Origin of the sequence: Rhodococcus sp. 21391 (assembly GCF_016772255.1) — a bacterium.
In the GTDB taxonomy this organism is placed as follows: Bacteria; Actinomycetota; Actinomycetes; order Mycobacteriales; family Mycobacteriaceae; genus Rhodococcus_F; species Rhodococcus_F opacus.
In genome coordinates this window covers 3138685-3162206 of sequence record NZ_CP063781.1, presented here as the reverse complement: position 1 = coordinate 3162206, position 23522 = coordinate 3138685, and the positions used below count along the sequence as shown (strand labels likewise).

The following is a 23522-nucleotide window of genomic DNA, read 5'->3' as shown; positions in this document are numbered from 1 at the left end:
GGGCCGCGTGTGATCATGAAGAAAGGTGCTCTGAACTGGGAGAATACGGCTTGCTGAGGGCCGATAATCACTGCGTTCGAGGAGCACCTTTCTGGTGGGCAAGTCTACTTCGTGTACCCGTCGCTGTCCGTTGACCCCGCCAGAACTGGTGTCGTGTCGCACGCCGGGGCGATGTTGTATCTGCCTGTGCTCCTCCTCGCGTACGCACCCGGTCGTACGCCGCTGCAGTCTCTGAGCACGCTGGGCACGGCCGAAACCCATCCTAACGTCCTCTCGGCCAGTACCCCCGACGCAACGCTGCCACCTGCCCGATCCCCTGGGGATGTGGCAGGTGGCAGCTGGCAGCTGGCAGCTGGCGGGGGAAGTTCGTCAGCTTCGTGCAGGCACCGCCACGGACTCGGTGGCCGCGGACGCGCCCGCGGCCACCGGGATCCGCCGAACGAGAGCGTCGAGCGCAACCACGCCCCCGCCTGCGGCACCGATCGACAGCGGGTTCACCTCCGCCTCGAGGACGTCGGGATCGTCGATCGCCAGCCGGGACAGGCCGACGATGGTCTCCGTCAGGGCCGCGACGTCACCCTCGGGCAGACCCCGGTATCCGGTGACGACCGAGAGTCCCTTGACCTCGTCGATCATCTCCCGCGCCGTCGCGGCATCCACCGGCGCGAGCCGCACAGCCGAATCGGCGAAGATCTCGGCGAGCACGCCACCGGTCGACAGCACCACCATCGGCCCGACATCGGGCGAGACCCGGTATCCCACGAGAGCGTCGGCCAGACCCTTCGGCGCCATCTTCTGGACGAGCACTCGGTCGACGACCACGCCCGGGTCGTAGCCGGCGACGTTGGCCACGATCTCCCGGGCCGCGCGCCGCACTCCCTCGTCATCGGTGACCCCGAGTACCACGCCGCCGGCATCGCTCTTGTGCGGCACCTTGTCCGAGAGCACCTTCACGACTACCGGATAGGCGAAAGGAAGCCCGAGGTCGCTGTCGAGTTCGTCGACCGACACCGCCACCGACGGCGCGAAGGCCACACCCTGGCGCGTCAGCAGATCCGCCGACACCTTCTCGTCGAGGACTTCGGTGTTCGCGGCCGCATCGACGGCGAAGCGAGCACCCTCACCGATGGTCGCCGACACGCGTGTGAACGCCGCCGCCACCACATCGGCGCACGACTCAGGAGTCCGGAACGCCGGGACTCCTGAACGATTGAGGAGTTCGGCGGCCTCGGGCGCCTCGGGCAACGCGAACGCCACCACCGGGACCTCGTGCCCCCCGCTCTCGGAAATCGCCTGCACGGCCAATTCCGGGTTCAAACGGGCGGACGAACCGATGACGAAGACGATCAGGTCGAACTCACCGCTGTCCTGGAGCAACCGCAGCGCCGTGGTCACCACGTCGTGCCGGGCCCCGGCCAGGCCCAGGTCCGCAATCAAGCTGTGGGGGATGGGAGCCCCTGCCGCGTTCATGTCGGCGACCAGCTGCTCGCTCGGACCGGCGATCGTCATTCCCCGAATAGCCAACTGGTCCACCATGATCGCCGCACCGCCGCCTGTGGTGGTGACTACACCGATCCGGGGTGTCCGCGGCTGGTCGGCCGGCCCGACCCGCTTCAGCAGAGCCGGCGCCTCGACCAGCGACTCGAAGTTGTTCACGCGGGCGAAACCGCAGGCCCGGAAGAAGGCCTCCGACTCGCTGTCCTCACCCGCAAGCGCGCCGGTGTGTGACACCGACAGTGCGGCAGCCTCTTCCGAGCGTCCCAGCTTATACACCGCAACCGGCTTACCGGCCTTCTGGGCGGCATGTGCGAACGACGCCAGGTCCTCGGAATGGCGCAGCGATTCGAGGAACAACGCATACGAGGTCACCCCAGGATCGTCGAGGGTAGCCTCGCAGATCGAGCCCAACGACAGATCGGCCTCGCCACCGGTCGACACCAGGCCGGCGAACCCGATTCCCCGACCGCGTGCCCGGCTGACCAGGGACCCGATCACGCTGCCGGACTGCGATGCCACGAAGATGCCGCCCTTGGGGATGTCCGGTTCGCCGAACGCGGCGTTACCCGTGAGCATCACACCGTTGCGGGGATTGACCACGCCCAGGCTGCTCGGACCCACCACCCGCACGGTGCCTTCCGCCGCCGCGGCACGCAGGCGATCTTCCCGTTCCTGCCCCTCCGAGCCTTCCTCGGCGAAACCGGACGAGAGCACCGTCGCCACAGCGACGCCGAGGCGGGCGCACTCGCGGACCGCCTCGATCGCGGCCTCCGCACCGGTCATGATGTACACGTGCTCGGGAACCTCCGGCAGCGAAGACAAACTCGGCCACGCCTTCACTCCCTGCACCGTCTCCCGCCGCGGATTGACAAAATAGGCCTGCCCCTCATATCCGGCCTGCGCCAGGAACTGTTGCGGTCGGGCCGTCGTCTTCGTCGGATCATCCGAGGCGCCCACAATGGCCACACTCTTGGGCGCGAGCAATGGTCGCGCGATAGCCGTATCTGACTGCTTCTGCATAACTGTCAACTCCTGTGCAGCGAATAGTGCGAAAGGGGTGATGCACCCCATGCCCGAAGCGGCACAGCGACCGGATTCGGATTCGAGGTGCGCCGAATCACCGGCCTCCATGCCTTGTGACCATAGTTACATACTCTATAGAGTACTGTCTATGGAGACAGGAAGCAGCGTTCGACGAGCCGATGAGAAACTGACGGGACCCACCGATTGCGTAGATGGCGACGACTCATCTATCCGCGGCATGGTGAATACGACCTCACTCGCCGACCGACTGGCGCTGACTGCGGTCGCTGCGGATCGCTTCGTCGGACGTCCACCAGACGGCTTCGATCAACGAGTATTCGGCGGGCATCTACTGGCCCAGGCGCTTCTCGCGGCTACCGGCACGGTGGACGACAGCCGAATAACGAACTCGCTGCATGCATACTTCCTGCGTCCCGGACGGCCGGGGGAGTCCATCAACTATTCCGTCACCCGTATCAGGGACGGAAGATCTTTCTCGACCCGATCGGTCACCGCACACCAGGGAGCTCGGGAACTGATGACCTTCCAAGCATCCTTTACCGAGGCTCGCCCGCTGCAAGAGGTGATCTCCAAGTCCCCACCGCCGTCGCCCGATCCCGAATCGTTGTTGCCACTTCATCAGCGGCACCGGGACCCCTCGGTACCTCCGGACGGGATAAATTGGCCGACCCGCACCCGGTGGCGCACCGCATCCAGGCCGTTGGATGTGAGGTACATAGACGACGCTGACGATCCGGCGCTTCGGCGCTTCTGGTTCCGTGCCGAAGCGCTCAGGTCTACGGCATCACAAAATCTGCACCGGGCGATTGTGGCGTTTGCTTCCGATCGGTCGTTACTTCCTGTAATCGCGAACACACGTGGTGACCTTCGCCGTTCCGGCGAACAGAAGGTGGCAAGTGTGGACCACGCCTTGTGGTTTCACCAAGACGTGCACATAGGTGAATGGTTGTTGTACGTTCAGGACAGTCCACACAGCACCGCACACGGGCTAGGTACCGCACGCGGTCTGATCTACTCCGCCTCAGGGGATCTCGTCGCCACAGTCACCCAACAGGGGTTTCGGCAGTGAGATGTCAATTCCAACCCGAGTTTGACAGGCCCTCGTCGACTATCGAATTCGAGGCCTCCCAATCGCACCGGCCCTCTGAAAATGATCTGTCCGATTTTCCTCGGAGACCGGATCTGCAGTCCGATCAGTACAGAATCGTCATCGAAGTGGCCCACTTTTCGGGGCTATCGCGGTGAAGCCGGGGTCTGGTCGGTGTTCATCAGCCGATTGTTGGCGGCGTTTCTTGAAGCGGTGGCCGAAGATCTCGATATTGCGTTGATTCAGAATCTCGCTCGACCCACTGGCGATCATCACGTTGCGTGTGCGGGCTATGCAGGCGTACATCGATCCTGATCACACCCGAATGTCTGTGCCAACTGGATTCGCTTCACCCTTGGATCGGTGACGTCCTTGGCGGTCGATTGTCGGCGTGGTGGTTGGGGATCTCGCTCTGTCGGAGGGCTGCTAGCCGATTCTGCGGAACCGGTGCGTTTCGTCCCTGCGTCCGTTGGGGGTTCAGGCATGGCCCACCGCGTGGTGTAGTGCACCCGCGACGTCGCAGAGTGCGAAACCTCTCTTGCCGACTGTGTTCGGTCGGATCCCGTGCTTGCACGCGCATACGCGCTGGCACACGGCCTTGTCGGAGCACCTCAAACGAGTCCATACCGTCGTCGAGTGCAATCGCTCGCCGGGTCGCCAACCCACACCACCAGGCACGGCTTGTCGTAGTTCCCGGACCGATACCACTGAATGAGGTCTTGTTTCATCGCATCCATCTCGCGGTAGTAGTCCTCGGAGGCCTCACGGAACTCCCACGAACCGAAACGCCCGCACATTGAGCGACCGGTACGGCGGAACGGGTTGCCGACCCTGGTGCATGAGACCATCGTCGATGGAACCTTCCCTCCGAGATCGCGGCTGTCCGAACCAGAAATATGCTCTGCTGTGGGGGTTTCCCGAAATACTCTGCGCGAGTCCTTCCATCTGAGCATCTGTCGATGACTCGATGTGCGGGACAGAGCGGGATCTTCGAGTTGGAGGCTTGGTCGTCGGGCTGGTCCTCGTGCCGCACGAGGCCCGCGCTCCCAGAGCACAGCTGGGCGATCATTCCCAGTGTGTGGGGACATTGCGCTCGAGTTCGTCGAGCCAGATGCGGGCGGAGGCGTCCGAGGGCGCGCGCCAGTCTCCCCGGGGGGACAGTGATCCTCCCAGGCTGACCTTGGGACCGTTCGGCATCGCCGATCGCTTGAATTGGCTGAACCCGAAGAAACGTTCGACGAACACCGTCAGCCACTGCCGGATGTCGGGAAGTTGGTAGGCGACTCGGGTAGAGGGCGGGTATCCGGGTGGCCAGTCGCCGCCGGCTGGGTCGTGCCAGGCGTGCCAGGCGATGAAGGCAGTCTTCGAGGGGGTGAATCCGTAACGGAGTGCGTGGAAGAGGAAGAAGTCGTGGAGGTCGTAGGGTCCGATCGTGGTTTGGGTGCTTTGGGGCGGCTCACCGGGTGCGGCGGGAATCAGCTCGGGGCTGATCACGGTGTTCAGTACTCGCGCGAGGGTGTGTGACACGTCATCGGAGAATTGGTTGGTCGTCACGACCCATCGGATGAGGTGTTGTATCAGGGTCTTCGGGATTCCCGAGTTGACGTTGTAATGAGACATGTGATCGCCCACCCCGTAGGTCGACCAGCCGAGTGCGATCTCGGAGAGGTCGCCCGTGCCGAGGACGAGTCCGCCGCGTTGATTGGCGGCGCGGAACAGGTAGTCGGTGCGCAGACCCGCCTGAACGTTCTCGAAGGTGATGTCGTACAGCGGAATTCCACGGGCAAAGGGATGGCCCAGTTCGCTGAGCATGAGCCGTGCCGTCGGCGTGATGTCGATCTCGGTGAGGTCGACGCCGAGTGCCGCGCTGAGCCGGCTCGCGTTGGTGCGTGTTCGGTCGCTGGTGGCGAAGCCGGGCAGGGCGTAGGCGAGGATGTCTCGTCGTGGCCGGCCGAGGCGGTCCATCACCTTGGCGGCCACGATCAGCGCTTGGGTGGAGTCCAGGCCGCCGGAGACCCCGATCACGACCTTCGATCCCGGTCGCGCCCGCAGTCGTTGTTCGAGCCCTGCGACCTGAATGTTGTACGCCTCGTAGCAGTCTTGTTCGAGCCGGGCGGGGTCGGCGGGTACGAAGGGATACCGGCTGATTCGGCGGTGCAGGCCGATGTCCTCGGAGGGGGGACGCAACTCGAAGGTGATGCGGCGCAACGACTCGACTCGTGCGCTGTGTTGCCGCCGGTTGTCGTCGAACGTCCCCATGCGGGTCCGCTCACTGCGCAGAAGCTGCAGGTCGATGTCGGCGACGGCGCGTTGGCGCCCCCGCGAGAACCGTTCTGCCTCTGCGAGCGGCACCCCGTTCTCGTAGATCAGGGTCTGTCCGTCCCAGGACAGGTCCGTGGTCGACTCGCCCGGACCTGCGGCGCAATAGATGTACGCGGCCAGGCAGCGGGCGGACGCTGACCGAACCAGCAGTCGGCGTTCTTCGGCCCGTCCGATTGTGACGGGACTTCCGGAGAGATTGGCCAGCACGGTGGCACCGGCCAATGCCGCCTCGGCGCTCGGTGGAATGGGAACCCACATGTCCTCGCACACCTCGACATGAAACGTGAATCCGGGAACGTCGCCGGCTTCGAACAGCAGGTCGGGGCCGAACGGCACCTCCGTTCCGCCGAGCCGGGTCGTGCGACCGCGCAGGTCGTCCCCGGGCGCGAGCTGCCGTCGCTCGTAAAATTCACGGTAGGTGGGCAGATACGACTTCGGGACCGCACCCAGTAGGCGTCCGCGATGAATCACGGCGACAACGTTGTACACCCGATGCCCGTGGCGTGCGGGCAGGCCGACCAGGAGGACGGGCAACAACTCCGCCGAGCCTGCTACTACCTCACCCAACGCCTGCTCGGCGGCGTCGAGCACGGTGTCCTGCATCAGAAGGTCGTCCACCGAGTAACCCGAGAGTGTCAGTTCCGGGAATACCGCCAACCCGACGCCCTCGTCATGGCAGGCGCGTGCGGCACGCAGAACGGACACCGCGTTCACCCCGGGTTGGACAATTGCCGTGGGAATGGTGCAGGCTGCCGCGCGGAGGAAACCGTGCCGATAGCTGGAGCGGAAGTTCATCGATCACCACCCTTGTCCCGCCGTGTGCGGCCGTGCACCTGCACGTATCCACGATAGGACGTGCGGACCGGATTGGAGACGATCCCGCATCGCGCAGGTGCGCGGCAGCGAGACCGAAAGCGCCGAGACCACGCTGTGGTCACCAGCACCACCCACTCGTCCACCACGACCTTGCTGGTCGTCAGTTCCTCTGCGGCCGCGACGAATGCACCTGACTTCCGATACGTGTCGCCAACGAAGTTGTGTGCGCTGTCGAATTTTTCTCCCGGAGCGTGTGCAATCGGCCTCCGAAACCGACAGTCGGCGAGTGCGCACAATTCATGAATGACACAGGCGGGTAGCGGGGAGCGTCCCGGCTCCCAAGCTTTCGTGTCGGTTCCGTACTCCTGTCGGTCGGGCAAGAGCTGAGCCATGACGTGGGCCGACGGGTCGAGGTCAGGAACGTGCGATGGAGAGCAGTGGCTCTGGTCCGGCAGCGTAGGCGAACGATCCGAGACGCTTCCCCAGACTCCCCTTACACCGCGACGGGACTGAATGACGGCGAATTGCTCTTCGTGTTTCCGCCGGCGGCGCGGCCGAGCGAGATTGTGCGGTCCCTGGCCGGCGTATCGATATGAACGTCTGACAAGTGCGGTATCAGCGTTGCCGTGACTGCAGGACGCATCGTGCCGATGCCCCCGGCTCCGTTGCGAGCCAGATGAAAAGGCTGATGGCAATTGCTGCGACGACTGCGCCGACGAGAACACCACCGGGTAGGTGGCGAATCCACGTATACGAGGGATCGGTGCACCGTCGCCGTCGGTATGCAGTGTCGGCGACAGGGTGTGGGTACTGTCTTTCGGGCATGACTGTCGGTCCGCTTCCGCTTCCATCGAGCTCCGCAATTGGCGTTAGTAGTACAACTGTGCGGTTGTTCGTCCTCCCGCCGGAAGAGTCCTAGGTCATCTCCATGCCGGATCGTGCCGCCCCCGCCCCTTGCATCGCATCAGATGTTTTCTCTGGTTTGAGCCCAGCTCAACTCCGCGAGGGCCTCGGCTTGCCCCGGCCCGCAACAGCGTTCGGCGAGGACGATCGACTTCGCAGGAGCGCCGTCGGCGTTTGCGTCTGCGATGTTCAGTGCCGGCCCGCCATGGCTTCCGTTCGGCGACCGCAGTGACAATGTCGTTCGGCCTGACTGTGTTGTTGTTCGAGAGCGGGTATGAAGGTGAAGTGTGCCGATTAGTGGACGACGATGAGCGGACAACTGACCCAGTGGGTAAGCGTTCTGCTGGTCGATCCCAGCAACATGCCCGGGAATCCACCGCGACCACGGCGACCCACGACGAGCAGTTGCGCGGTTTCTGCGTGCTTGCGCAGATTGTGTGCCGGGCGGTCCGCGACGACCACCGGTCGAACCTTCACGTCCGGGTAATCCTGTACAGGCCCTGCCAAGCCCTCGGAGACTGCGGCGGTTTCACGCGTGCGAACGGTGTCCCATGCGAAATCGCGACTGCCGCGGACTTTGTGCAGGTCAATGTCTGACCATGCGTGTACGGCTACAAGGTCGACATTTCGGAGTGCTGCTTCTTCGAACGCGAGGTCGATCGCGGGTATGCTGCTTGCCGTCCCGTCGACCCCGACCACGACTAGACCGGGTATCTGGTGTGGCTGTACATGCGGGAGTTCGCGTACGACCGCCACGGGACAGTGGGCGTGCGCGACAGCGGCGGCGCTGACCGACCCGAGAATCAGCCGCTCGACGGGCCCATGCCGGTGAGTTCCCACAACCAGCATCCGAGCTGATTCCGCCCGCGCGAGCAGTTCGGGTACGGGTGATCAATTGCTATGCACCGAAGTGATCTCGAGTGAGCGCCCTTGTACGACTGTCATCGCGATCGCCTTGGCTCGCGCCAGAAGCGTTTCCGCGTCCTCGTCGGCGCCCTCGAAGACCCCGGCGGGCGCCTCGATCGGGACACCGGCGGAACCGGGGCGGGCCGTGACGGACACCAGCGTCAGGGACGCGCTCGCAGAACCGCTTCCCGCGCGGCCCATGTGACTGCAGAGAGGGCCGAATGTTGGTCGACTCCGACAACGATCGGATCGGCCATGGTGTCCTCCTCCGTGAGTGTGCGCTGGTCGCCTGATCGTGTGATCTCCCGGTGCGGCCCGACTTCACCAAGCATCCCGCAGACGATTTGGGGATGTCAGGAGTCGAAGGTCCTCGCCTGCCGGGCGGCGGGGGGCGCTTCGTTCGCGCCCGGGTGGGCGGGCCTTTGCGGGGCACGCGTTGCCGGAACAGGTGTACACGGCCACCGCGATCGGCGGTGGCCGCATACGCTCGGCGCTTTGGACGGAACCGAGCGCGGTGCCGAAGCGGTGTGGTGCGTGTTCGAGTACCCCGTCTCGTCGGTGCCCCGGTGGTCGCGGTGGGGGTCGATCACGTGGTGCCCGCGCGCTACTGTGCTCGACCGCCCTGCGACTGTCGAGCACAGCGCCTGCCAGGTCATGGTCTGTCCAGCCCTCCCTCACCTCTGATGCGCACCGTGCCCACCGAATCCGGGGAGTGCGCGATGCCGGTGACAGCGGGAAGGGCCTGCGACGAGCCGGCAGGTGATGGCCGGCGATCAAGTCGTTCTGCGAGCGGTCACGAGTCCAGGGTCGATCGGTAGCGCTCCGGATGCGCCGGATGCAGCCTCGCCGCGGAGCCAGATGGCTGCTCAGGGTAGCGGCCTGCGCTCGCGAGATCGGCCGGGGCGAAAATTCCCGTCCGCGAATGCGGTGCCGCCGACCGGTGACCCTGTGGGCGACGGTAGTGACCTATGGCCTCTGTCGGTGTGCTGTTGCGGGATCTAGCGTCGATGTCACCGTGTCGGGTGTTGGCGCGGTGGAAGTTGTGGAGGTCGTCATGGTCACTGATTACGACGCACCGCGGCGTACTCGCGTCGAGGATGTCGATACCGACGATGCGGTGGAGGAGCCGCCTGGTCGCCGGCAGTCCCCGATGCCGGTGATCGATGAGGACGCCGACGACGTCGCGGTCGAGGAGGCGTTCGAGTTGCCGGGGGCGGACCTGTCGGGGGAGGGGGAGTTGACGGTGCGAGTTCGGCCTCGGCAGGCGGACGAGTTCGTGTGTTCGGGTTGTTTTCTGGTACATCATCGTTCGCGGCTGGCGGCGACGAAGGATGGAATGAAGTTCTGCCGGGACTGCGCAACCTGAGCCGGCTTGTCGGATCGATCAGCCGGTGCGCCTTCGGGGTCAGCGGCGGTCACCGCCGGGGCGGGGCAGGGTGAGGTGGTGCCCGCGTCATTCGATGACCGGCAGGTGCCGACATCATGCCCGAGCCCATTCGGTGGCGGTCACCGTCTCGGTCGACGACGACCTGACGATCGACGTCGCCGATGACGGTGTCGGTCTTCCTCGGGCGGTGGCGCGGAGCGGGCTGCACAATCTGACTGTTCGGGCCGAGCAGGCCGGAGGTACCTGCACCGTGGCACCCCACGAACCCACTGGCACCCGTCTGACCTGGACTGCTCCGCTGCCGGAACCGTGACTGCGCACCGCCCGGACGGTGGTCCCCTCCGTGTTGGTCCTTGGAGGTGACAGAAGTCCGCCGGTGCCATCGGTACGGCAACGTACACCCGCCTGACCGACCAGGCGCACCAGGCTGCTACCAGCGGGCAACAGGTGCCCGCGGCGTTGCTCGACGATCCCCGCCCACCGATGGGGGAACCTCCGACCCGGGGCCCGACCGGACAGGACCAGGTCCGCGCCCGGTGGGTGGTCGACGGAGCCGAGCACACCGGCATCGTGGACAGCGGCGTCGGGGCCCGGGCCGGCCAGACGGTCACCGTCTGGGTCGACGAGGACGGCAACTACATGCAAGCCCCGAACACCGGCACCGACAACGCGATCGGGGCCCTTGGTGCGGCACTCGGGTTCCTGGTACTCGGAACGGTCGGCTGCGGCCTGCTCCTGATCGGATTTCATTGGCTGCTCGACAAACGCCACCGCGCGCAGTGGCAGCGGGAATGGCAGAGCCTCGGACACACACCGGGATGGTCGATCAGCTGACGGTCGACGCACTACAACTGCGCAACACTTGGTGCCCGTGGGTGGTCCTTGACAGTGGCTGCCAGCAGGTCAGTGTTCGCGGAGGCCGTGAGATTGGAAGGGTACCGAACCGCGCAGGTTCCGATGGGATTCGACGATCGCACCGATGCCGACCACCGCTACCGCCTCGACCGACAGGTCGGATGGGTGCGACGCCTCGCGACGACGGTACACGAGACCGAGCAGGGGCTTGGATTCTCGCAGCTGCTTCGAGTTCGGAGCCCGCGGCATGCCGTGTGCAATAGCGCTGATCAGCTTGATGATCCGACAGTAGGGGTGCCTCGAAATCGGGAGGGATCTCGCCGGTGGTCGAGGACGAACGTTGCTTGGTCCGCACATCGAGTTCTCCGCGGATGTTGCGCCAGTGTGTTGTCCCATATGCCTCCGGTGGGAGCAGTCGGACGCGTTCCGGACCCGGTCGAGGGAGCCGGAGCCCTTCCCCACAGATCGACTCCCGCAGAACCCGACCCGCTCCAGGGCGTTGAGTTGGTATTCAGCGGGTGAAGCGGGCGGGTAGCGTTGGCGCATGCCCAGACAGGCGGCGGGCGGTCCCCACGGAGCAGGTCGGACGGCGCTGGTTGTCGCGGGGGCAGGGGCGCGCGGCGCCTACCAGGCGGGTGCAATCACGACCCTGCTTCCTCGGATGGCCCCGCACAGCGCGACTCCGACGATCTTTGTCGGCACGAGCGCCGGTGCGCTCAACGTGGTGGGGCTCGCCGCATTCGCCGACGACGGACTATCCGTTGCCGCGGAGCGGATCGTCGAATTGTGGACCGACGTCGAGTCGTCCGATGTGTACTCGTTGGTCTCCAGTGTCCTCGGGACGGGTGCGGCATTCTTGGGGCAGGCAATCGGTGTGCCCCGGGCACGGCTGGTCAGCCTGCTCGACACGTCCCCGATCCGCGCGACGCTGCAGCGGCTCGTCCCGTGGGGCCGGCTGCATGCGAACATCCGCCATGGACTGGTGGATGCGGTCGCCGTCACCACGACGTCCGTCGAAACGGGCGGAACAGTGGTGTTCGTGGAGAAGAATGACTCGGTCGCCCTGCCCGAGTACGACGCACGGCGAAATATCAGTTATGTTGCGACGACACTGACCGTTGACCATCTCCTCGCGTCCGCGGCCGTCCCAATCCTGTTCCGGCCCATCTACATCAGCGACGGGTGTGCGCCTGAACGCTCGGGCTGGCACATCGACGGCGGTTTGCTGCTCAATACCCCGATCAAACCGTCGCTGGTGCTGGGTGCGAACCACGTGGGTATCGTCGCAACGCAGCCGAGGGTGTGGCCACCGGCCGTCGCGGAAGGTAGTCGGCGGCGCCGGCCCGTATCTCCTGACGTGGCGGGTGTAGCCGCGCTGGCACTGCGGGCGATGCTCGGATATCGCATGATCGAGGATCTGCATGAACTCGAGTTCCGTAACGCGTTGGTCGCGCAGGGCCTGGCGGTCTCGCCCGCCGACCGTCCCATCGGCATCGATTTCGCCGGCCCACCGCTCGAACAGGCAGGACGCATCGGCGAGATCGCGGAGGAGGTGACGGGTGGCCGTTCCGCGTTGCGCAGGTTCCTGCGCAACCCGGCACCATCCGTGATCGCGCGGCTGGTGGGTGGGGATCACGAGGACCGCGGCGACTTACTGAGCTTCTTACTGTTCGATCCGGAGTTCACTGGTCAGATCGCCGAGTTGGGTCGCAAGCATGGCACAGACCCTGGCGGAAAAACGGTGTAGTCCGCGTACGAAGCTCCGCGTTGTCGACCGCCCACAGAGAACGCAAACCACGCGAACGTGAAGTTTCGTTACCGCCAGCCTGCCTATCGTGACGAAGAGTAGTGGTCAGAGCCCTTGGCCCACCCACACCGTCACCGCCTCGGACCTCGTCCTCACCCACCTGATCCCCGCCGGCGCACCACGAAACGCGAGCGCCGCCGACTCCGCGCCCGAGACGCTGTATCGGGTCCGTTCCGGCGGCGTCGCCGCAAGATCTTCCTGGGCTCGCTGTCGACCCTCGTCGCCGAGACGCAGCACCTGCCGAGAAGACCGACGCGGAGACGGCGATGCCAGAGGTTGTGCCTGGGCCGTACAGGGATCACTCGTCGAGCTAGAGTCGGCGTCGGCATACTCGCAGCATCTCCGAAGCCTCGGACTGGGTGATGGTGTCGGGTGGGTCGGTTTCGAGAAGATCCTCGAGGCGCCGGAAGAACGTGGTCGCGGGCAGCCCGAACTCGGTTCGGATGTCGTCGGCGGGTCCACCGCCGTGGCGGTACCGTCGCCGTTCGAAGTCGACCATCTGCACCGCTTCGGTACTGTGCATGATCGTCGCCTTTCACCGTTCAGTCCGGTGCGCCGACATGAGGAGGTGCTGGCGCAAGTTGTGCTCAGTTGCGCACACCGGGGCCGGGCCGTGCTTGCAGTCAACGTATGGCGATCATCGGGGCTCGCTCTAGAGTCCGAAGTCCTCGCCCGAGAAGGTCGGAGGGCTTGCCGTCGTGGTGGTGGGTCACCGGCCGATGTCGGGTTCCCCACAGTGTGCGGCTATCGCGGCGTGTGCCTTTCGTTCGAGCACTGTGGCGGCGGTCCAATCGTTCCCGACAGGGAGGATCGGCTCGGCGACAGCGAGGTGGATGGCTCCACGGTGGATGATCGTGCCTCGGTCGGGCCACATCATCGCGCGGGTGCCCGAGATCGCGACCGGCACGACGGGAAGACCGGCTCGAGCGGCGATCACGAAGGCCCCCATGTGGAAGGGGCGCAGGCCCGGCACCGGAGAGAGGCTGCCTTCGGGGAATACCACCAGAGGTTCGCCACCAGCGGCCGCTTCCTCGAGGTGACCGGTGTCGGCCACGCTCTGTTCGCGCTCGGTCCGCTCGACGAATCGAGTGCCGATCCGCCTCAGCAGGAAGCCGACCAGCGGTTTGTGCTCGAAGACTTCACCTGCCACGAAGGTGAAGTGGTGGGGAAGGATAGTGGACATCGCAAAGCCGTCGAGGAAGCTGGCGTGGTTGGCGACCACGACACAAGACGTCACCTGCGCGAGCCGGTCGACTCCGTTCGCGGTCACCGGGGTGCCGGTGAGCCGGGCGAGGCTGCGGGCGGCCGCGTGCACGACAACCCTGCGGGCGCCGAGGCCGGGAACGAGAGCCACGGCGATCAGGGTCGGCAGGCCCACCGCGACGACCACCGACCAGCACCACAGGGCGTACGCCCCGGTCAAGGTGATCGCACCGGCGCGCCGTAGGCGAGGGAGCACACCCCGTGCCCCGAATCTGGCCAGCTGCCACCACACCGGGCGGGGACGAGCCCGCACGTCTCCCTGCTCGTAGTGGTGACGGGTGGCGGCGCGCCGGAGTTTGCCGCTGGAGGTCTTCGGCACGGTACCGGGTGGTGCGAGCACGATGTCGTCCGGTGGTGTGCCGAGCAGGTCGATGCTGATCCCGATGATGCGTTCTCGCAGTCCGGTGAGCGCGGCATCCGCGGTCTGCCGCGTTTCGGCGAGCACCACCAGGCGTTCGGTGCCGCCGGGGTGCCCGGATGTCGCGAAGACGACGACGCACCCCTTCCTGATACCAGGGATATCGCCCACCGCCCGCTCGAGCTCTTCCGGGTGCAGGTTCCGGCCTGCCCGGATGATGAGGTCTTTGATCCGGCCGGTCACGTAGAGTTCTCCACCGTCGAGATAGCCGAGATCGCCGGTGTCGAGCCATCCGTGCCGCAGCAGCGCCTTGGTGGCCCGCGGGTTGCGGAAGTATCCCGTGGTGGCCGAGGGTCCGCGGAACTCGATCCTGCCCTCGCGCCGGTCGCCGAGCACATTTCCCGCCGAGTCGACGACGCGGATCTGATGATTGGGAATCGCCTGGCCGCAGCCGACGAATCGGAGCGGATCCAGGTCGGCATCGGCGGCCCGTATCGCCCGTCCGGTGCGCAGGAAACGCTCGCGGTCGACACGGTCCACGACCGGACCGCGCCCCACCGGGGGGAGAGTGAGGCCGACGCACGCCTCCGCCAGTCCGTAGACCGGGGCCTGGGCCTGGCGGCGTAAGCCGTAGGCGGCGAATCGCTCGGCGAACCTGGTCACGGTATCCGCGCTCACCGGTTCGGCGCCGTTGAACACCATCCGCAACGAGCTGAGGTCGAGCCCGCCGAGCTCCGTGTCGGTGATTTTGCGCATGCACAGCTCGAAGGCGAAGTTCGGGGCCGCGGACAGCGTGCCGAGGTGGGCATCGATGGCCCATAGCCACCGCGCGGGCCGGGCCAGGAACTCCAGCGGCGACATCACCGCCAGCGGCACACCGAAGTACAGGCTGGACAGCCACGCACCGATCAGGCCCATATCGTGGTACAGCGGCAGCCAGCTGACGAAGACGTCCGATGTGGAGACTCCGGTCGCCGTGCCCATCGCCCGGATGTTGGACAGGAGGTTCGCGTGGGTCAGGGTCACCCCCTTGGGGTCGCCGGTGCTGCCCGAGGTGTACTGCAGCAGAGCGATGTCATCGGCGCCCCGGACCGCGCCGGCCGCTTCCCCGTAGCCGGTCAGTTCGTTCGGGGTGAGGACGTGGCGCACTGACTCCACCTGGCTGCGTACCAGCCGGGCCAGGCGCGCGGCTTCCGGATCGGTGACCAGCATGCGGGCCTGCGCGTTGCCGAGGATGTGGACCTGGCGGCGCAGGTGCTCGGCGAGTTGCGACGGACGGGCAGGCGGGTAGACCGGTACCGGGACGCCGCCGGCGAGAAGCACGCCGAGGAAGGTGGTGAAGTAGTCCCGGCCTGTGGGCAGCATGATGGCTGCCCGGTCGCCGGGCCGGAGGTCGCGCGCGAGTAGGGCGGCGGACACGGTGGCGGCGGCGGACTGCAGCTCGCCGTAGCAGACCTCGTCCTGTGTTCCCTCGTCTTCCGTCCCGCCGGAAAGGATGCGCAGGTGTACGCGATCGGGGTGGGTGCGGGCATGCCACGACAGCGCCTCGGTGAGGGTGGCGGTCGCGTCCGGAGTCCGCGCGATCGGCGGTGGCGCGGGGTGCCGCACGGGTATCGACGGCAGATGGCTCCGCGACGGGGCGCGGCGCACGGCGGTCATAAGATCACGGGGCGTCTCTACGGTGGCGAGGACGCCGCGGTCCAGGCTCACCCCGAACGCATCTTCGGTACGGGCGAGCAATTCGGTGACACCGAGGCTGTCCAGCCCGAGGTCATGGCCGAACTCGCTGTCGAGCGTCGCGGGCGCCGCACGATCGACGGTGCGCCGTTCGGCCACGAGATCCCGGACAACCGCGAGCAGCAGGTCCTCGTCCTGCCCGGAGGTCGTCACCGGTCATCCATCATGGGACCACCTCGTCGCGTGCGGTGGAGGAGGTTGTCCCGCTGCCCGTCACTGTGCAGGCGGGCGATTGCCTCGGCCGGCAGAGGCGCGAGTGAACACAGTTGCCGCGGCGACGCAGTGTCCCGTTGCGCCACGATGTCGGTGGCCGGAACGTGGCGCATGTCCAGCCCTCGAGCGCGACGTCCGCGAGCGGGCGGTTGGCCGTACCGGAGTCAATGTGAAGAGTCATCGGGTCCCGGACCCGGTTTGCTCGTCCGATCGAGTCGGCGCCAGGTGCTCGGCGAACCAGTCGCGGGCGAGGACGGCGACCTGTTCGAGGGTGCCCGGCTCCTCGAACAGGTGGGTGGCGCCGGGCACCACCGCAAGCGCGCTCTCGCATGTCAGGGCCGCCTGCGCCCGCCGGTTGAGTTCCAGCACGACGTTGTCACTTCCGCCCACGATGAGCAGTGTCGGTGCGCGCACGGCGGCCAGCTCGGCGCCGGCGAGGTCGGGCCTGCCGCCGCGGGAGACGACGGCGGCGACGTCGACCTGTGGGTCGGTCGCGGCCCGGAGTGCCGCGCCGGCGCCGGTGCTCGCCCCGAAGTAGCCGATCCGGAGATCGTTCACTTCCGCTTGGGTGCCCAACCACCGGGTCACCGCGACCAGCCGCTGCGCGAGCAGCTCGATGTCGAAGACCCTGGCCCGGTGGGTTTCCTCTTCCGCGGTGAGCAGGTCGAACAGCAGGGTACCCAGCCCGGCCCGGTTGAGCACCGAGGCGACGTAGCGGTTGCGCGGGCTGTGTCGGCTACTACCGCTGCCGTGTGCGAACACGACGATGCCGACCGGATTCTCGGGGACGGTGAGGTGCCCGGTCAGCGACACTTGCCCGGCCCGAACCGTTACCTCCTCGTCCCGCAGCAAGGGGTCGGCTGCCGGTGGCGGAACCGGTTCCGGGACGCGTTCGGCGGCGCGGCGTAACAGGTCGCAGACCTCGTCGTCGGAGGTTTGCCCGAAATGGACGTACCACTGCCCGACGGCGTCGAACCACGTCGGAGCCTCCAGCGAGATCACCTCGTCGGCTTCTCCGGCCAGGTCGTGGATCGCCTCGCGAGATCCCACCGGAACGGCCAGCACCACCCGCGCCGCGCCGTGTGCCCGGGCCACCTGGCATCCCGCGCGGGCGGTGGCGCCGGTCGCCATCCCGTCGTCGATGATGACCGCGGTCCGCCCGGTCAGCGGAACCCGTGGGCACGCGCGCCTAAATCGTGCGCTTCTGCGTTGCAGCTCGGCCCGCTGGGTTCGCTCCACCATCGTGAGCTCCTCGGCGGTGACGTGCGCCATGCGAACAACGTCGTCGTTGAGCACGCGCACCCCGTCCTCGCCGATCGCGCCGAAGGCAAACTCGGGCTGGTAGGGAACGCCGAGCTTGCGTACGACGATCACGTCGAGAGGGGCGTCCAGCGCGCGGGCCACTTCGTAGGCAACGGGAACACCACCTCGCGGCAAACCGAGAACCACGGTGTTCTCGTCGCGAAAGGCCTGGAGTCGCCCGGCCAACCGACGTCCTGCGTCGCGGCGATCGAGAAACGGCATCGGGAGCCACCTCCTACCCAGGTTGTTCACCACCCTGCGCCCGATCCCTCTCCCTCGACAGGGCCAGCCGTTACCAACCGGTGTGACCTTGGTCCTTCACGAGAACGCATCACCTCACCGACAGGCAGGACTCGACGGGCATCCACGTCCGGCGGTGAAGTCCGGAACGCAACCCAAAGTCCCGATTCCGGGAGCATGAAGTCAGCATCGCAGGGTCCGGTCGCATGACGGGGCTGAATGTGCCGGGCGCCCGGACCGCCAGGCGTGGCCGGGTATCGAATCAAGTTCGGAGCGCGAGGTGCCCTCTGCGCACCGCGGGTGATGGCGGCCAGGCAGTGCCGTGCCGAAGGTCGTCGGCTGTTGGTGACGATGGACCCTGATGTCCCCGGCCACTGACGGGTTCACTGGAAGACAGCATCGTTCCAGGAGAGGTTGGAGTCGTCGTGACAGCCACCATCGTCATTGTCGCCATCGTCGTCGTTGTCGTCGCGGCACTGCTGCTGTCGGCCTCGATACGTGTGGTGAAGCAGTATGAGAAAGGGGTGCACTTCCGGCTCGGCAAGATCATCGGGGTGCGCGAGCCCGGCTTGAGGCTGATCATCCCGGTCGTCGACAACCTCACGAAGGTGTCGATGCGGATCGTGACCATGCCGATTCAGTCCCAGGGCATCATCACCCGGGACAACGTCAGCGTCGACATCGCCGCGGTCGCGTACTTCCGGGTCATCGACGCGAGGAAATCGGTGGTCGTGATCGAGAACGTCGACAGCGCCATCAACCAGATCGCCCAGACCACGCTGCGGAACGTCGTCGGGCAGCATTCTCTCGACGAGGCCCTGTCCGACACCGCGGTCATCAACGGGAGCATCCGGCAGATCCTCGATACCACCACCCTCGAGTGGGGCGTCGAAGTCACTCTCGTCGAGCTCAAGGACATTCAGTTGCCCGACACCATGAAACGGGCGATGGCCCGCGAGGCCGAGGCCGAACGGGAGAAGAGAGCGAAGATCATTGCCGCCGAAGGCGAAGCGCGGGCGGCCGCGGCGCTCGGCGAAGCCTCGGACACGATGATGGCCCACCCCCTCGCCCTGCAGTTGCGCAACCTGCAGACCCTCCTCGAGTTGGGCGTCGAGAAGAACACCACGGTGGTGTTCCCTGCCCCGCTGATGAGTGCGATCGGCGAAGTCGCGGCGTTCCTGTCCCGCGAAACGGCCGCCGCCGCACCCCTCACCCAACCGGTCATGGGGCAGTCGAACATCGACACCGGGGACGGCAACCCGTCGACGACTTCGCCCTACTCGGCCACAGCCGCACCCACCGTCAACTAGAAGAGACATTGCGAACATCGCGTGTGGTCGCTGCGAATGCCGACAGACACCTCGCCGTAGAGGGGGAGTACCCGGCATTCCTGCCGCAAGGTGGCCAATCCCTTCGGCGATAACGCCTGTGTGGACCGCGGTTCGGGTTTTGGCGCCTGCTCGGCACAAGCGAATGAACGGGGTATCCGTCCTGTTCGGTTTGAGGGTGTCCTGTGCGTGGTGAGTGGAGGAGTTCACTTGTGGGCCATCGCAGTCTGGAAGCAGGCGGCGTGTACCGTCGCGATCGCTCGCCAACTTCCGGCGACCGGTGTCGACGGTCACCCGTGGTTCCTCGCGCACCTCGGATCAGCGGGGGCTATCGGGAGAACGGCTGCCCGGTGCGGCTTCGGCGAGGGTGTGGGCTGACCAATGGCCGGTGACCCAATCCGCGTCCGGGGCCCGGTGGTATCCCAACGTGAGCAATGCCGACTCCAATGCGGCGAAATCGATGGATCCTTCCGACAGCAGACCCCATCGCGGCGGCTTCTCGATGCGGTGCACCACCTCCCCGGAGGAGTCACGGACGATGAGGACGGTGTGTGTGGGGTCGATGTTGGCGCACACTTCGAACAAGCCCATGAGTTGATCCTGCGCGCTCGCGCTGCGGATCGGTAGACCTCGACAACCCCGGCCTTTCGTCGAGCATGCCCCGGGCCAGGATGGTCGCCGTCCTGGGGAAGTTCTCGAGGTAAGGACCGTTGGCCCTACTGCCAGATCCCGAGGGGGAGTGGACTCGGAAAGGTCAAACAACCACCTCCCAGTTTCTGGAGTCAGCCATGAGTATTTTGTCCCCCCGCCGTCCCAGCCAGTCGTCGTGGCCGGCATTGCCGGATTGGTCGGATCTGATGGCCCGATTCGAGTCGATGCCCCCCTGGACGTCCCTCGAGGGTCACATGATCCGCGTCGAGGAACACCTCGACGAGGGCCGGTACACGTTGCGCGCCGAACTGCCCGGGATCGACCCCGCCAAGGACGTCGACATCAGCGTCCGGGACGGGCAGTTGACGATCAAGGCCGAACGCACCGAACAACACAAGGAAGGCACCCGGTCGGAATTCCACTACGGCAGCTTCTACCGGTCGATGCCGCTGCCGGCCGGGGCGAAGGAAGACGACATCGACGCGTCCTACACCGACGGGATCCTGACCGTGACGATGCCGGTCACCGAATCCCCGACCCCGGAAAAGCACATCGAAATCACGAAGACGGCCGCCGCCGGCAACGGCCACAACTGACGCGCGGTCGGCAACTCGGGACCAGGCTGATCACCACCACCATCGCCCCGGTCCCGGTGGGTGACCCCGCATATCGAGCACAGCATGCCCAAGACGATCATCCCGATGATCCCGATCATCGCGGCCTTGTGGTTCGTGCTCGCCGCGATCGGCGCCTGGAGCACCGTCGCGTTCGCGATCGCCGCGCTGGCCGCCGTCGTGCTGGGCTGCTACCTGCTGGCCAGTGCCGTCGTCGGGTCCGGGAACCGGTGACATCCCGACCCCGGGCCATGACCCACCCCCGGACCATCACACCCATTGTTTTGCAACCATTTCGGAGGCTATTCACCATGACCACAGCACGTGACGTGATGCACACCGGTGCAACCTGCATCGGCGAACACGACACCCTCACCACAGCCGCACAGCGCATGCGGGAGTTGGATGTCGGGGCGCTGCCGATCTGCGGTGACGACGACCGCCTCCACGGCATCATCACCGACCGGGACATCGTCCTCAAATGCGTTGCCGCCGGACTGGACCCGACCACGATGACCGCGGGTGATCTCGCACAGGGCAGTACCTACCACGTCGATTCCAGCGCGAGCGTCGAACAGGTCGTCACTGTGATGGAAGAACACCAGATCCGCCGCCTGCCCGTCCTCGACGAGCACCGGCTGGTCGGCATGATCAGCGAAGCCGACATCGCCCGGCACCTGCCCGAACACGTTGTCGGCGCATTCGTCGAAGCCATCTGCGCCCCGAAAGCCCTCCCGAGTCACTGAACCCCGTGGCGGGGAGGCCCGTGCGGGCCCTCCCCGCCGCCCAGTAGGAGTGGAGAACAATGTCGTCCTCGACACACATCCCGATCCACACCCATCCGGACATCGTCGCGTTGCGCCAACGCTACGACCAGGCGGCCGAACAGCCCACCGCCCAGGTCGCCGACGGGCTGATGTTGCTGTCCGGACTGTACGGTGCGGCGTCCGCCTGGATCATCGGCTTCGCCGACCAGACATCGCTCACCATGTCGAACCTGATCGCCGGTCTCGCGGTCGCGCTGTTGGCGGCCGCGTTCGGATCGGCCTACGGCCGCACCCACGGCATGACCTTCGTCGCGCCGGTGCTCGGGATCTGGTTGGTCGTATCCCCCTGGCTCGTCACCGGTGTGACCACCAGCACGGCGATGATCTGGTCCAACGTTGTCGTCGGGGCGGTGGTGTGTGTACTGGGCCTGGCCGCCATCGCGGTGGGAACCGACCTCCTTCGGCGATCATCATGACCAGCGGCCTGCGCAGCCGTTCCCAATACGAGGAGCCAACGCGCGAACACGGAGTCGTCCACTGGTTCAACCGTGAGCAGGGGTTCGGTCTCATCACCCCCGATGACGGCGGCGCCGACGTCTTCGTGCACTTCTCGGAGATCGCCGGAGACGGCTTCGGCACCCTCCACGACGGTGAGGTGGTGGTCTACGAGATCGACCGCACCGACCAACCGCCCCAAGCCCGTAACGTGCACCCCCTCGGGGCGCAGGCGCAGTCCCGCCACACTGCTTGACGAACGAGGTGGGAGTCGAGCACGGCACCGCCCATCGCGCACATGCGTGGCGGCGGGGACGATGACGGGGGACGTCGCAGCCGGCCTCGAATCTCATCGAGGAAACTCATGCTTGCACACGAACAGGCCCCGATCGTGGTCACCGTGGACCAACCACCCATCGGGCGCGACGCCGCACTGTGGTCCGCCGCCCTGGCCGAACGCCTGCACTGCCCGCTGCGGATCGTCCACATCGTTCAGGGCGCCGACCACAGGTGGGCGGACATCACTCACCGCCCGGCCGCCGGGGCACCGTATACGAGCGCGACCGCAGTCGTCGACGATGCGATCGCGGTCGTCCACCGCCGGTTCCCCGATCTCGACGTCAGCGGTGCGCTGATCGAGGAAGCCAGCAGCAAATGCATCGACCCGTCCACCATGCGAGCACTGGCCACCGCAGGCCAGGGCGCGCGGATGGTGGTACTCGGGCACCCGGACGCCGGAAGCACCGACGTGCTGGCGGCGACCTCGCGGGCCGGCACCGTCACCGAACACACCTCGTGCCCGATCATCATCTGGCGGGGGCAACCGGGACAGCTTCCCGACCAGCGGCCCGTGGTCCTCGGAGTCGACACCGACACCGACAGCGCCGAAGCCGCCCTGATGGCGTTCGAATACGCGGACCTGTTCGGCGCCCCACTGATCGCCGTACACTCCCAGCCCGCCGCGCCGGCACCCGAGCAGGCCACAGGTCTGGACACCCTCGAGGGCATCCTGTCCGCGGCACGGGCGGCGTTCCCGGGCGTCGCCGTCACCGCGTCCGTGGTGCCCGGCCCGCCGCGGGAGGCGCTGAGCGAACGCGCAGCGGGCGCGCAGCTGGTGGTCATCGGAACCCACGGGCGACGACCCACAGCTGCGGCTGGGGCCGGTGAATCGGTGAGCCCGTACCTGTTCCACCACAGCCGGTGCCCGACGATGGTCTGCCCACCCCGGCCGCCACCGGATGAACCCGGCCGGGCGCGCCGGCCGACCGCGCAAGCCAGGGTGGTGCCCGCGTCGGCGACGGACACCGCGATCCCCGGTGTCACCACCCGCGCGCTCGGCCCAGACGATTGTGACGCGGTGGTGCAGCTGCACGAGCAGCTGTCCGACGAGGACGCCTATCTGCGCTTCTTCGCGCCGCGGCCGAAACACCTCGGCGAGTTCGCTTCCCAGATCTGCCGGCAGGACTACGCGCACCTGTCCCTCGGCGCGTTCGAAGACGATCACCTTGTCGGCGTCGCCAACTACGTCGTCACCGACACCACCCCCGGACACATCGGCGCCGAGATCGCACTCGCGGTCACCGGCCACGAACAGCGGCACGGCATCGGCACACAGCTCGTGCGGGAATTGGGAACGGCCGCCTACCTTCACGGTGTGGCACACCTGACCGCGGAAATCCTCGCGGAGAACACCCTCATGCTCGCGATCATCACCGAACAGGGCTGGACCGACGCACTGCACCACGACGGAGCAACGGTGCATTTCGACCTCGAACTGATCTCACACCGGGAGTTGCACCCGCAGATCCCCGAAATGCCGCAGGACGGAAATCCAGGACGAGTCATCCGGAAAGGAAGCCTCTGAACGCGGAACCCGAATCGCAGTGGGCGACGGAGGTCAATTCCAAGGGCGAAGAGGCCGTCGGGTAGG

The 23522-nt window shown here is 66.5% G+C and carries 19 protein-coding genes and 1 pseudogene; 13 read left to right on the top strand and 7 right to left on the bottom strand.

What is annotated here, in order from left to right:
- Positions 1-369: 369 nt before the first annotated feature.
- A complete protein-coding gene (locus tag GO592_RS14780; protein WP_039951480.1) occupies positions 370-2517 on the bottom strand; it encodes an acetate--CoA ligase family protein in 2148 nt (715 codons plus the stop codon).
- Positions 2518-2668: 151 nt separating this feature from the next.
- On the opposite strand from GO592_RS14780, the gene GO592_RS14775 reads away from it, so the two are divergent.
- Both GO592_RS14775 and GO592_RS14770 read left to right on the top strand, forming a co-directional pair.
- Entirely contained in the window at positions 2669-3610 is a 942-nt protein-coding gene (locus GO592_RS14775) for an acyl-CoA thioesterase (protein WP_007297880.1), read from the top strand.
- A gap of 852 nt (positions 3611-4462) precedes the next feature.
- Positions 4463-4591, top strand: a complete 129-nt coding sequence (locus tag GO592_RS14770) for a GntR family transcriptional regulator (protein ID WP_237720447.1) — start codon at positions 4463-4465, stop codon at positions 4589-4591.
- A 102-nt stretch (positions 4592-4693) separates the two neighbouring features.
- Here GO592_RS14770 and GO592_RS14765 read toward each other — a convergent pair whose 3' ends face one another.
- Positions 4694-6745, bottom strand: coding sequence for an NAD(+) synthase (locus GO592_RS14765; RefSeq protein WP_007297879.1), 2052 nt, complete (start codon positions 6743-6745; stop codon positions 4694-4696).
- A 1218-nt stretch (positions 6746-7963) separates the two neighbouring features.
- A pseudogene (locus tag GO592_RS14760) lies at positions 7964-8832 on the bottom strand (universal stress protein).
- A 797-nt stretch (positions 8833-9629) separates the two neighbouring features.
- Between GO592_RS14760 and GO592_RS14755 the strand changes: the two are divergent.
- The 4 genes from GO592_RS14755 to GO592_RS14740 all read left to right on the top strand — a co-directional run bounded on the left by GO592_RS14755 (position 9630) and on the right by GO592_RS14740 (position 12564).
- Positions 9630-9941 carry a DUF4193 domain-containing protein gene (locus GO592_RS14755; RefSeq protein ID WP_039951491.1) on the top strand — a complete coding sequence of 104 codons (312 nt, stop codon included), beginning with the start codon at positions 9630-9632 and terminating at the stop codon, positions 9939-9941.
- Between the two features lie 94 nt (positions 9942-10035).
- On the top strand, positions 10036-10275 hold the full coding sequence (locus GO592_RS14750) for an ATP-binding protein (protein ID WP_237737227.1): 240 nt from the start codon (positions 10036-10038) through the stop codon (positions 10273-10275).
- Between the two features lie 68 nt (positions 10276-10343).
- Positions 10344-10796 carry an Rv1733c family protein gene (locus tag GO592_RS14745; protein ID WP_050998630.1) on the top strand — a complete coding sequence of 151 codons (453 nt, stop codon included), beginning with the start codon at positions 10344-10346 and terminating at the stop codon, positions 10794-10796.
- A gap of 565 nt (positions 10797-11361) precedes the next feature.
- Complete coding sequence (locus GO592_RS14740; RefSeq protein ID WP_050998629.1) at positions 11362-12564, top strand: patatin-like phospholipase family protein; 1203 nt, start codon at positions 11362-11364, stop codon at positions 12562-12564.
- A gap of 370 nt (positions 12565-12934) precedes the next feature.
- Here GO592_RS14740 and GO592_RS14735 read toward each other — a convergent pair whose 3' ends face one another.
- The 3 genes from GO592_RS14735 to GO592_RS14725 form a co-directional block, all read right to left on the bottom strand.
- Positions 12935-13147: a DUF3263 domain-containing protein gene (locus GO592_RS14735; RefSeq protein WP_007297872.1), complete on the bottom strand. Its 213-nt coding sequence runs from the start codon at positions 13145-13147 to the stop codon at positions 12935-12937.
- A gap of 186 nt (positions 13148-13333) precedes the next feature.
- Positions 13334-16135, bottom strand: coding sequence for an AMP-binding protein (locus GO592_RS14730; protein WP_007297871.1), 2802 nt, complete (start codon positions 16133-16135; stop codon positions 13334-13336).
- Between the two features lie 237 nt (positions 16136-16372).
- Positions 16373-17719 (bottom strand): phosphoribosyltransferase family protein, encoded by a 1347-nt coding sequence (locus GO592_RS14725; protein ID WP_007297869.1) that lies wholly within the window; start codon positions 17717-17719, stop codon positions 16373-16375.
- A gap of 443 nt (positions 17720-18162) precedes the next feature.
- On the opposite strand from GO592_RS14725, the gene GO592_RS14720 reads away from it, so the two are divergent.
- The gene (locus GO592_RS14720; protein WP_007297868.1) at positions 18163-19047 is read left to right on the top strand and encodes an SPFH domain-containing protein; all 885 of its coding nucleotides are present in this window, start codon (positions 18163-18165) and stop codon (positions 19045-19047) included.
- Positions 19048-19383: 336 nt separating this feature from the next.
- On the opposite strand, the gene GO592_RS14715 is transcribed toward GO592_RS14720, so the two are convergent.
- A complete protein-coding gene (locus GO592_RS14715) occupies positions 19384-19656 on the bottom strand; it encodes a hypothetical protein (RefSeq protein WP_007297867.1) in 273 nt (90 codons plus the stop codon).
- A 197-nt stretch (positions 19657-19853) separates the two neighbouring features.
- Between GO592_RS14715 and GO592_RS14710 the strand changes: the two genes are divergently transcribed.
- The 6 genes from GO592_RS14710 to GO592_RS14685 all read left to right on the top strand — a co-directional run bounded on the left by GO592_RS14710 (position 19854) and on the right by GO592_RS14685 (position 23456).
- Complete coding sequence (locus GO592_RS14710; protein ID WP_039951477.1) at positions 19854-20312, top strand: Hsp20/alpha crystallin family protein; 459 nt, start codon at positions 19854-19856, stop codon at positions 20310-20312.
- Between the two features lie 84 nt (positions 20313-20396).
- The gene (locus GO592_RS14705) at positions 20397-20564 is read left to right on the top strand and encodes a hypothetical protein (protein ID WP_039951475.1); all 168 of its coding nucleotides are present in this window, start codon (positions 20397-20399) and stop codon (positions 20562-20564) included.
- Positions 20565-20641: 77 nt separating this feature from the next.
- Complete coding sequence (locus GO592_RS14700) at positions 20642-21076, top strand: CBS domain-containing protein (RefSeq protein ID WP_007297865.1); 435 nt, start codon at positions 20642-20644, stop codon at positions 21074-21076.
- Between the two features lie 59 nt (positions 21077-21135).
- Positions 21136-21573, top strand: coding sequence for an SPW repeat protein (locus GO592_RS14695; RefSeq protein ID WP_007297864.1), 438 nt, complete (start codon positions 21136-21138; stop codon positions 21571-21573).
- Between the two features lie 8 nt (positions 21574-21581).
- On the top strand, positions 21582-21848 hold the full coding sequence (locus GO592_RS14690; RefSeq protein ID WP_443218441.1) for a cold-shock protein: 267 nt from the start codon (positions 21582-21584) through the stop codon (positions 21846-21848).
- Between the two features lie 108 nt (positions 21849-21956).
- Positions 21957-23456, top strand: coding sequence for a GNAT family N-acetyltransferase (locus GO592_RS14685; RefSeq protein ID WP_202715191.1), 1500 nt, complete (start codon positions 21957-21959; stop codon positions 23454-23456).
- Positions 23457-23522: the final 66 nt, after the last annotated feature.